This window comes from Amycolatopsis sp. NPDC051045 (assembly GCF_040682955.1).
Taxonomy (GTDB): Bacteria; Actinomycetota; Actinomycetes; order Mycobacteriales; family Pseudonocardiaceae; genus Amycolatopsis.
Map to the genome: position 1 here is coordinate 111,761 of NZ_JBFBCC010000023.1, position 9,343 is coordinate 121,103.

The following is a 9,343-nucleotide window of genomic DNA, read 5'->3' on the forward strand; positions in this document are numbered from 1 at the left end:
CCGGGAGCTTCGCGTGCCGATAATCACCGTTCCGCAGGACTTCAACACCGACGACCTGTTCGTCGACCTCCGCCGGTTCGCCGGCCGCTCGCTCTACCTCAAGTGCGAGGGCTTCAACTTCGCCGGGTCGATCAAGATCAAGGCCGCCCGGTCGATGGTCGCCGCCGCCGAACGCCGCGGCGACCTGCGGCCCGGCTCGACGCTCGTGGAGAGCTCGTCCGGCAACCTGGGCGTGGCGCTGAGCCTCGTCGCCGCCAGCTCCGGCTACCGGTTCGTCTGCGTCACCGACTCGCGGTGCACGCTCGGGGCCCGGCAGCTGATGGAGACGCTCGGCGCGGAAGTCCGCATCGTCACCGAGCCGCACCCGGAGCACGGGTTGCTGGGCGCGCGCATCGAACTCGTCAAGCAGCTGTGCGCCGAGCGCGGCCACGTGTGGCTCAATCAGTACGAGAACGCCGGGAACTGGCGCGCCCACTACGAAACGACCGGTCCGCAGATCGCCGGGGGCTTTCCCGACGCCGGGGTCGTCTTCATCGGGGCGGGCACCACCGGGACGCTCATGGGGTGTGCCCGGTACCTGCGCGAGCACCAGCCCGCCACCCGGGTGGTCGCGATCGACACGGTCGGCTCGGTCACCTTCGGGACCCCTCCGGCACGCCGGATGATCCCCGGCCTGGGCACCGGGATCCGGCCGCCGATGCTCGACCTCGCCTACGTCGACGATGTGGTGCACGTGGAAGAGGCGGACACCGTGCGCGCCTGCCGGGCCCTCACCCGGGCGGGGTTCTGCTTCGGCGGCTCGACCGGGACCGTGGTGAGCGGAGCACTGGCCTGGCTGGCCGGGCACGAAGAGATCGGGACGGCGGTGGCGATCGCTCCCGATCTCGGTGACCGCTACCTCGACACCGTCTACCACGACCAGTGGGTGGCGGACCTCTACGGCGAGGAACTGCTCGAAGACGGCCTGCTCGAAGACGGCACCGCGATCCAGCCCACCGGGCCCGGCCGATGACCGGGCCCGGGGCTGTGATCCACCACACACGGCCTAGCACCACCGCGGATCCGGGTCTCACACCCCGTGAACGCGTGGTCACGATCCAGTAGACTCGAACTCATGCGCGGATAGGGACGGCCGCGAACGCCGCCTTGCCCATCGGGTCGAACGGGGACGATCGTGAAGCCTTCGCTCGCCGTCCGCGCCTCCTGCTGGTCGGCCGAGCACCCCAGCGCGGTCATCGCGTTGTGGCTGGTGTTCGTGGCCCTCGCCGAGCTGCCCGGCCTCGCCGGCGGGCGCCGGCTGGGCGACGGCTCCCTGTCCGACCCGAACGTGGCGGCGAACTGGTGGCCGGTGGTCGCCGCCCCGGTCGCGGTGCTGCTGATCGCGCCGTTCTCCCGGTTGCTGCTGCTCGTGTCCGCGCTCTTCATCAGCGTGGTCACGGCCGCGTCGGCGGCCCTGCTGGACGCGGTTTCCGAGTCCGTCCCGATATCGCCGCTCATCGCCGACGCCGCGTTGCTGATCGTCATCACGGTCGCGGTCCAGCACATGCTGTTCGCCCTCTGCCGGAGCCGGGAAGCGCGGGCGAGCGGGAACGACGCGTCGCGCGCCGCCCGGATCGTCGCGAGCACGGCAGGAAACGCCGCCCTCGTCTCCGGCGTCGGCCTGGCCGTCTCACTGACCGCGGTGGCGCTCGCCGGCACGGCGGGCCTGGCGCCGCTGGCCGCCGCCGTGCTCGTGGTGGTGCTGGTGGCGACCCTCGCCGCGCTCAGCCTGCTGCCGGCCCTGAACGATCGCGTGCTCGCCTCGGCGAGGCCGCTGCCGCCGCCCTCGGCCCTGAAAGTCGGGCCCCTGCCCCGGTTCGTGCGGCCCACCGCCATCGCGCTGGGCGTGCTGACGGTGGGCGTCGCCGCGGCCTACGGGTCGCTGCGCGTGTTCTCCGCCGGCTGCGCGAGCTGCCGGCCCATGGCCGAAGACCTGGACGCCTGGGGCGTGGTGACGCTGCTGGTGGTCCTGGGCCTGGCCACGCTCGTCGCCTACCGGCGCCCGGTGGTGGCGCTCGCGACTTTCCTGCTGAACGGCGTCGCCGCGCTCGCCGGGCTCGGCACGCTGGCCGTCCTCGTCGATCCGATGCCCGGCTGGGCGCCCATGGTCCTGGTGATCGCGTTGCTCGTGCCGGCGAACCACCTGCAGGTGTACCTGCTGCACCGGCTGCGGAGCGAAACCCTCGCCGGCATGTCCCGGCGCAACACCGTGACACACGCGTGCCGCCGGGCCTGGTCGGCTTCCGGCGGCGCGCTGTTGGTGACGGTGGTCATGTGGCTGGTCTGGGGACTGACGGAACGCGGGGACGTCCGCGAGTTCGCGCTGGCGACCGCGGTGGTCCTCGTCGTCGACACGACGATCGTCCGGTTCCTGCTGCTGCCCCGGCTGGCCGTCCTGGGTGGACGGACGAACTGGTGGCGGCCGGTCAAGTGACCGAAGGACGCCCCGTGAGGTCGAGGAACACTTCGTCGAGCGTGGGACGCCGCAACGCGAAGTCCGTGTACTCGACGCCGGCGTCGCGCAGGGCCGCGGCCGCGGCCGCGATGCCCCCGGCGGTGTCGGGCAGCTCCACCGCGATGCTGCGCTTGCGTTCGTCGACGATCACCGACGAGCCCGACACCCCGGACAGCGCCGACACCGCGGGCTCGAGCCACTTGGGATCGGCGACGGCCACCTCGAGCCGCTCGGCGCCGATCTTGCGCTTGAGCTCGTCGGCGGTGCCCTCGGCGATCACCCGGCCGTGGTCGATCACGACGATGTGGTCGGCGAGGTAGTCCGCCTCCTCGAGGTACTGCGTGGTGAGCAGGACGGTCACCCCCTCGTCGACCAGGCCCCGCACGATCCCCCACAGCGTGCTGCGGCTGGCCGGGTCGAGGCCGGTGGTCGGCTCGTCGAGGAACAGCACCGACGGGCGGCCGATGAGGCAGGTCGCCAGGTCGAGCCGCCGCCGCATGCCGCCCGAGTACGTCCCGACCGCCCGGTCGGCGGCCGCGGTCAGGTCGAAGCGCTCGAGCAGCTCGACGGCCCGGGCCCGGGCCCCCCGCCGGCCGAGGTGGAGCAGCGTGCCGAGCAGCTGCAGGTTCTGCCGTCCGGTGAGCAGTTCGTCGACCGCGGCGTACTGGCCGACGAGGCCGATCCGGCGCTGCACCTCTTTGGACTGGGTGACCACGTCGAACCCGGCGACGCGCGCGGTGCCGCCGTCGGGGCGCAGCAGCGTCGCGAGGACGCGGACGGTCGTGGTCTTGCCGGCGCCGTTGGGGCCGAGCAGGCCCAGCACCGAGCCCGCGGGCACCCGCAGGTCGATGCCGGACAGGGCCTCTTGGCTGCCGAACCCCTTGCGCAGCCCGGTGACCTCGATGGCCGCTTCGCGGTCGAGCGCTTCGCTCGCCATCAGCCGGCGTCCCGCAGGCTCTTCGGGCGCAGGTCCGTCCAGGTGGTCTCGACGTGGGCGAGCGCGTCCGCACGGGAACTCTCCCCCTGCGTGACCTGCCACCCCGGCGGCACCGCGGCGAACACCGGCCAGATGCTGCGCTCTTCCTCGTCGTTGACCAGGACGAGGAACCGGCCGTTCTCGTCGTCGAAAGGACTCGTCACTTCACATCTCCGTCTGTGTCGGGCCAGGTGGCTTGCTGTCATGGTGTTCGGACCGGCTGACGGCACGCTGACCGCCACCTGACCCGCTACTTGATGGTGCGGTACTTGCGGAAGCTCAAGGAGCCCGCGACGACCAGGGTGACGATCAAGGTGATCGCCACGACCACGCCCGGATGCTGGGTCGGGAACCCGCCGGTCGCCTCGACCGGGGTGCCCCACAGCCGGCGCACCGCGGTGGTCACCGAGCTGACCGGGTTCCACTCCGCGACCGGCCGCAGCCACACCGGCAGGAGTTCGATCGACATGAACGCGTTGGACAGGAAGGAAAGCCCGAGCGAGGCCACCGCGCCGATGCCGTCGATCGCCTCCGGGTTCCGCAGCGACAGCCCCAGCAGGATGCCGACCCAGATCATCGCGTAGAGGAACACGACGAGGAGAGCGAACCCGCCGAGCAGCGAGAACACGTCGCCGTGCACGCGGCCCCCGACGAGCAGGCCGGACGCCACGGTGATCACCAGGGCGATCAGGCCGACCACGAGGTCACCGAGGGAGTGCCCGATCAGCACCGCGGGCCGGGTGATCGGCAGCGAGCGGAACCGGTCGGTCAGGCCGCCGTTGAGGTCCGTGGCCACGGCGATGGCGGTGGGCGCGATGCCGGCCAGGCCGACCTGCATCAGCGCCGCGGGGAACAGGAACTCCGGGTAGCTGCCCCCGCCCGGCACGATCACCGCGTCCTTGAACACATAACCGATCGCCAGCATGGTGATCAGCGGGTTCAGGGTGATCGCCAGCAGACGGCCGGGCACGTTGCGCAGGTGGGTGAGGCGGCGCCCGGCGAGCGCCAGCACCTCGACCAGGGCGTCGCCCACCGCGGGCCGACGGCGTTCGGCCGCGGAAATCACACTCATTCGTCCTCCTCGGAAGAGCCGTCCAGTTCGGCGGCGATGATGCGGCCGATCTCGGCCTGGGCTTGCGGGTGCATCATGAATTCGTGACCGCAGTCGATGCGGTGCGTTTCGATCGTTCCCTCGACGTGCGGCGCCCACCGTCCCGGCCGCGCGGCGAGCTCGTCCTCGGTGAGCCCGTCGGCCGCCAGGAACAGCAGCAGGCGGCCCGAGAACCGGGCGGGCTCGAACCGCAGCGCGAGCTCGCCGTTGTTGCTCATCACGTCGAGCACGCGCGACATGCGCTCCTCGCCGATCCCGGCGAGCCGTGACCCGCCGCGGTGCAGGACGTCGATGACGTCCGCCGCGGACAGGTCCGCATCGGCGAACTCGCCGGCGTCGTGGCCGAGGTGCTCGAGGAAGCTGACGAGCAGATCGCGGCGGGTGGGCGGGGCCTGGCCCGCCGCTTCGACCGGGAAGCTGTCCAGCACGCACAGGGTGCCGACCCGCTCGCCCGCTTCCTGCAGCTGCACGGCGATCTCGTGCACCAGCAGCCCGCCGAACGACCAGCCGAGGAGGTGGTACGGGCCCGACGGCTGGATCGCGCGGATCCGGGCGACGTACTCCTCGGCGACGTCCTCGACGCTGACCGGCAGCTCGCCCTCGCCGCCGATGTTCGGGGACTGCAGCCCGTACATCGGGCGGCCGGGGTCGAGGTGCTGGACGAGCCCGAGGTACGGCAGGCTCAGCCCGAGCCCGGCGTGCACGCACCACAGCGGTTCGCGGTCGCCGGTCGGGCGGATCGGCAGCAGCGGGGCGAACGGGTCGAGGACCTCGCCGCCGTCGTCGCCGACGCGGGCCAGCGCGGCCAGGTGCTCGACGGTCCCGTGCGTCAGCACGTCCGCCACGGTGAACCGCAGACCCGCGTTGCGAGCCAGCGCGACCAGCCGCACCGAGAGCAGGCTGTTGCCGCCCAAGGCGAAGAAGTCCGCGTCCACCTCGACCGAAGCCAGGCCGAGCGTTTCGGCGAACGCCAGCCGCAGGACCTCCTCGGCCGGCGTGCTGCCTTCCCCGCGGGCCGGGGCCTTCGGGGCGGGCAGCTGCCCGTGGTCGAGCTCGCCCGCCGCGGTGAGCGGGATGGCCGCGAGTTCGACGATCGCCGACGGCACCGCGAAGTCCGGCAGCTCCCGGGCCAGGTGCTCGCGCAGGTCTTCGGTGTCGCCGCGAGGCACGACGTAGGCGACGATCCGGTCCTCGCGGACCACGACTTCGGCCGCCGCGACGCCGGAGTGCCGCAGCAACGCGGTCTGGACCTCGACCGGCCGGACGGCGAACCCGCGGGCCCGCACGGTTTCGCCCGCGCGGGCGACCAGCTCCAGGGTGCCGTCGAGCCGGCGGCGGACCACGTCGCCGGTGCGGAACATCCGCGACCCGGGGTGGAAGGGGTCCGCGACGAACCGCGACGCGGTGTCGCCGGGCTGGCCCGCGTAGCCGCGGGCGAGCGTGGGACCGGCGAGCCAGAGCTCGCCGTGCGCGCCCGGCGGGACCGGCCGAAGCGTGTCGTCGAGAACGTAGGCGCTCGTCGCGCGGGCCGGTCGGGGCAGACTGCCGGGCTCGGCCGGGCCGACCAGACTGCCGTAGCGCGCGTACACCTCCGCCCCGGCACGGTGGAGCCGTTCGGTGAGCGGGGCGGCGAGCGGCTCGCCGTCGACGATCAGCCGGACACCGGCGAGGGCCTGCTCGTGCCGGGCCGCCAGCGCGCGGACCTGGTGGCCGGTGGCGAACAGCACCGCGGCCGGCTCGCCTTCGAGCAGCCGCGCGAGCGCCGCGGCGTCGCCGGTTTCGGCCTCGCCGAGGTGGACAGAGCCACCCACGGCCAGCGCGGCGAGCACGGCGGGAACGGCGCCGGGCAGGTCGGGGACGAGCACGCGGCTACCGGCGGGAACAAGCTCCCGCAGTGCGGCGACCGACTCCGCGAGCGCCCGGCGGGAGAGGACGGTGCCGTCCGGCAGGTGCGCGGCCGCATTCCCGGGAGCGACAGGTGCCGTGCCGGGCTCGCCTTCGACGACTGTCACCTCGGACTGGGCGTCGACCAGCCGGTACGCGGCTCCCGCTTCGAGGGCGGCCAGGACGTGAACCACGCGATCCGCCGCCGAAGCCGCCGCGATCGACACCGTCTGCTCCGGACCCGCGCCACGGGCCGTCAGCTTCCGCGCCTCCGCGGTCACCCGCCGGCGCAGCTGGGCGTGGCTCAGCTGACCGTCCGCCCAGCTCAGCGCCGGACCGCGGGTGTTCCGCAGGACCGGCAGCTCGGCCGGCTCCGCGGTCGCCGCCGGGCCGAGCAGGCTCAGCTCGGCCGGCGTGAGCAGCTCGACGCGGCTCAGCGGCAGGTCCGGCTCGTCCGCGACCGCGGCCAGCAGGCGGTTCAGCCGCCCGGCGAGCAGGCCGGCCGCCTCCGGGGTGAACAGGTCGGCGCAGTACTCGATGCTGCCTTCCAGGCCGGCCTCGCCGGGCCGCTCGCCGAGCTGGAAGGTGAGGTCGAACTTGAACTTCGCGCCGGTGGCGGGCAGTACTTCCGGCCGCACCCGCAGCCCGCCGATGGTGAACCGAGGATCCGGGACCTCGTAGAACGACAGCATCACCTGGAACAGCGGCTGGCGCGACAGCGACCGCGCAGGCCGGGCCATTTCGAGCAGGAGCTCGAACGGCAGGTCCTGGTGCGCGTAGGCCTCGAGGTCGGCGTCCCGCACCCGGGCGACGAGCTCGGTGAAGGTCGGGTTGCCGCCGGTGCCGGTGCGCAGGACCAGGGTGTTCACGAAGAACCCGACGAGGTCGTTCGTCACCTCGTCCGAGCGCCCCGCGACGAGGCTGCCCAGCGGGATGTCCGTGCCGGCGCCGTGTTTCGTGAGCAGCGCGGCCACCGCCGCCTGCACCACCATGAAGACGCTGGCGCCGGACCGGCGCGCCAACGCGGTCAGTGCTTTGTGGACGGCCGGGGAAACCTCGAAGTCCACCGAGCCGCCGCGGAAGGCGGTGGCGGCCCGGCGCGGCAGGTCCGCGGGCAGCAGCAGCTCGTCGGGCACGCCGTCGAGCGCTTCGCGCCAGAACTGCCACTGCCGGTCGGCCGCGCTGCCGGCCGCTTGCCGGTCGTCGAGCAGCTCCCGCTGCCAGACGGCGTAATCGGCGTACTGCGCGGGCAGTTCCGCCCAGCCGGGCTCGGTTCCCCGCACTCGCGCGTCGTACGCGGTGGCCAGGTCACGGGCCAGCACGTCCACCGACCAGCCGTCGCCGGCGATGTGGTGGAGGACGAGCAGCAGCACGTGCTCGCCCGTGTCCGCCACGCGGTACAGGGTGGCGCGCAGCGGACGGTCGGCCGCGAGGTCGAACGCGCGGCTCGCCGCGGCTTCCAGCGTCGTGGTGAGCTGTTCCTCGGTCACGGCCGCCGTCGCGAGCGGTTCGTCCGGTGCGTGCTCGAGCACCCGCTGGTACGGGATCCCGTCGACGTCGGGGAAGACCGTGCGCAGGATTTCGTGCCGCTCCACGACGTCGCCGAGCGCGGCGGCCAGGGCCGCCGGGTCGAGCTCGCCGCCCAGCCGGACGGCCAGGGGGATGTTGTACCCGGCGCTTTCGAGCCGGTTCAGGAACCACATCCGGGTCTGCGCGTGGGACAGCGGGATCCGGTCCGGCCGCTCGAGCTTCCGGAAGCCGGCACCCGCCTGGCCCGCGGAGACGAGCCGGCCGGCGAGCCGGCTCACCGTCCGCGCCTCGAAGAGGTCCCGGATCGAAAGCTCGGCGTCCAGGGCGGTCCGGACCCGGCTCACGACGGAGTTCGCCAGCAGCGAATGCCCGCCGATGACGAAGAAGTCGTCGTCGATCCCGACTTCGGCGACGCCGAGCACGTCGGCCCAGATCTCGCACAGCGTGGCTTCGACCGGGGTGCGCGGACCGCGGACGCCGGCGCCGGTGTGCTGTTCGGGGGCCGGCAGCGCCTTGCGGTCGATCTTGCCGTGCGCCGTCAGCGGGAAGCGGTCGAGGACGAGGTACGAACCCGGCACCATGTACGCCGGCAGCTGCGCGGTCACGTGCTCGCGCAGCTCTTCGGTGGTGACGGGTGCGGCGCCGGAGACGTAGGCGACGAGCCGCCGGTCGTTACCCGTGCCGTGCACCGTGACGACCGCTTCCCCGACCGCGGGGTGCGCGGCGAGGCAGGCTTCGATTTCGCCGAGTTCGATGCGGTGGCCGCGGATCTTGACCTGGAAGTCACGACGCTCCACGAACTCCAGCTGACCGTCCGGGCGCATCCGGACCCGGTCCCCGGTGCGGTACATCCGCGCGCCGGCGGGACCGAACGGATTCGCGACGAACACCGCCGCCGTCCGGGCGGGGTCACCCACGTAACCGCGGCCGACCACCAAACCGCCGACGAACAGCTCACCCACCGCCCCCGCCGGCACCGGACGCAGCTCATCGCCCAGCACGTACAACCAGGAATTGCGCACCGCACGGCCGATCGGCACCACCTCGACACCGGACCGGAGCACCGCGTGCGTCACATCGTCCGAACACTCCGTCGGGCCGTAGGCGTTCACCAACGGCACCTCCGGGAACCGCGCGAACCACCGCGCACACAAATCCGGCGGCAACGCCTCACCCGTCACCACCAGCCACCGCAGCCCCGAAACATCCGGCTGCTCGCCCAGGTCCCAGGAATCCAGCGCCGCCCGCAACAACGACGGCACGACCTCCAGCACCGAAACACCCTCGGCCCGGATCAAGCCGAACAACGCGTCCGGATCCGCCGCGATCGCCCGGGAAACCACCCGGA

Annotated in this window: 6 protein-coding genes; 2 read left to right on the plus strand and 4 right to left on the minus strand. The window is 73.0% G+C overall.

Features of this window, described 5'->3' with window-relative positions; genetic code table 11:
* Positions 1-13: 13 nt before the first annotated feature.
* Both sbnA and AB0M80_RS36665 read left to right on the plus strand, forming a co-directional pair.
* The gene (gene sbnA, locus AB0M80_RS36660; RefSeq protein WP_364574131.1) at positions 14-1,012 is read left to right on the plus strand and encodes a 2,3-diaminopropionate biosynthesis protein SbnA; all 999 of its coding nucleotides are present in this window, start codon (positions 14-16) and stop codon (positions 1,010-1,012) included.
* A 162-nt stretch (positions 1,013-1,174) separates the two neighbouring features.
* Positions 1,175-2,473, plus strand: a complete 1,299-nt coding sequence (locus AB0M80_RS36665; RefSeq protein ID WP_364574133.1) for an MMPL family transporter — start codon at positions 1,175-1,177, stop codon at positions 2,471-2,473.
* On the opposite strand, the gene AB0M80_RS36670 is transcribed toward AB0M80_RS36665, so the two are convergent.
* The 4 genes from AB0M80_RS36670 to AB0M80_RS36685 all read right to left on the minus strand — a co-directional run.
* Positions 2,466-3,431, minus strand: a complete 966-nt coding sequence (locus AB0M80_RS36670; RefSeq protein WP_364574135.1) for an ATP-binding cassette domain-containing protein — start codon at positions 3,429-3,431, stop codon at positions 2,466-2,468. The genes AB0M80_RS36665 and AB0M80_RS36670 overlap by 8 nt on opposite strands.
* The gene (locus tag AB0M80_RS36675; protein WP_364574137.1) at positions 3,431-3,634 is read right to left on the minus strand and encodes an MbtH family protein; all 204 of its coding nucleotides are present in this window, start codon (positions 3,632-3,634) and stop codon (positions 3,431-3,433) included. Before AB0M80_RS36675 ends, AB0M80_RS36670 begins: the two co-directional genes overlap by 1 nt.
* An 86-nt stretch (positions 3,635-3,720) precedes the next feature.
* Positions 3,721-4,542, minus strand: a complete 822-nt coding sequence (locus tag AB0M80_RS36680; protein WP_364574139.1) for an ABC transporter permease — start codon at positions 4,540-4,542, stop codon at positions 3,721-3,723.
* Positions 4,539-9,343: condensation domain-containing protein (locus AB0M80_RS36685; protein WP_364574141.1), on the minus strand; the 4,805-nt coding region annotated here is incomplete at its 5' end. The genes AB0M80_RS36685 and AB0M80_RS36680, both read right to left, overlap by 4 nt.

Coding starts and splice junctions, on each gene's coding strand:
- AB0M80_RS36670 (WP_364574135.1), bottom strand. CDS start 3,431: ATGGCGAGCGAAGCGCTCGACCGCGAAGCGGCCATCGAGGTCACCGGG.
- AB0M80_RS36680 (WP_364574139.1), bottom strand. CDS start 4,542: ATGAGTGTGATTTCCGCGGCCGAACGCCGTCGGCCCGCGGTGGGCGAC.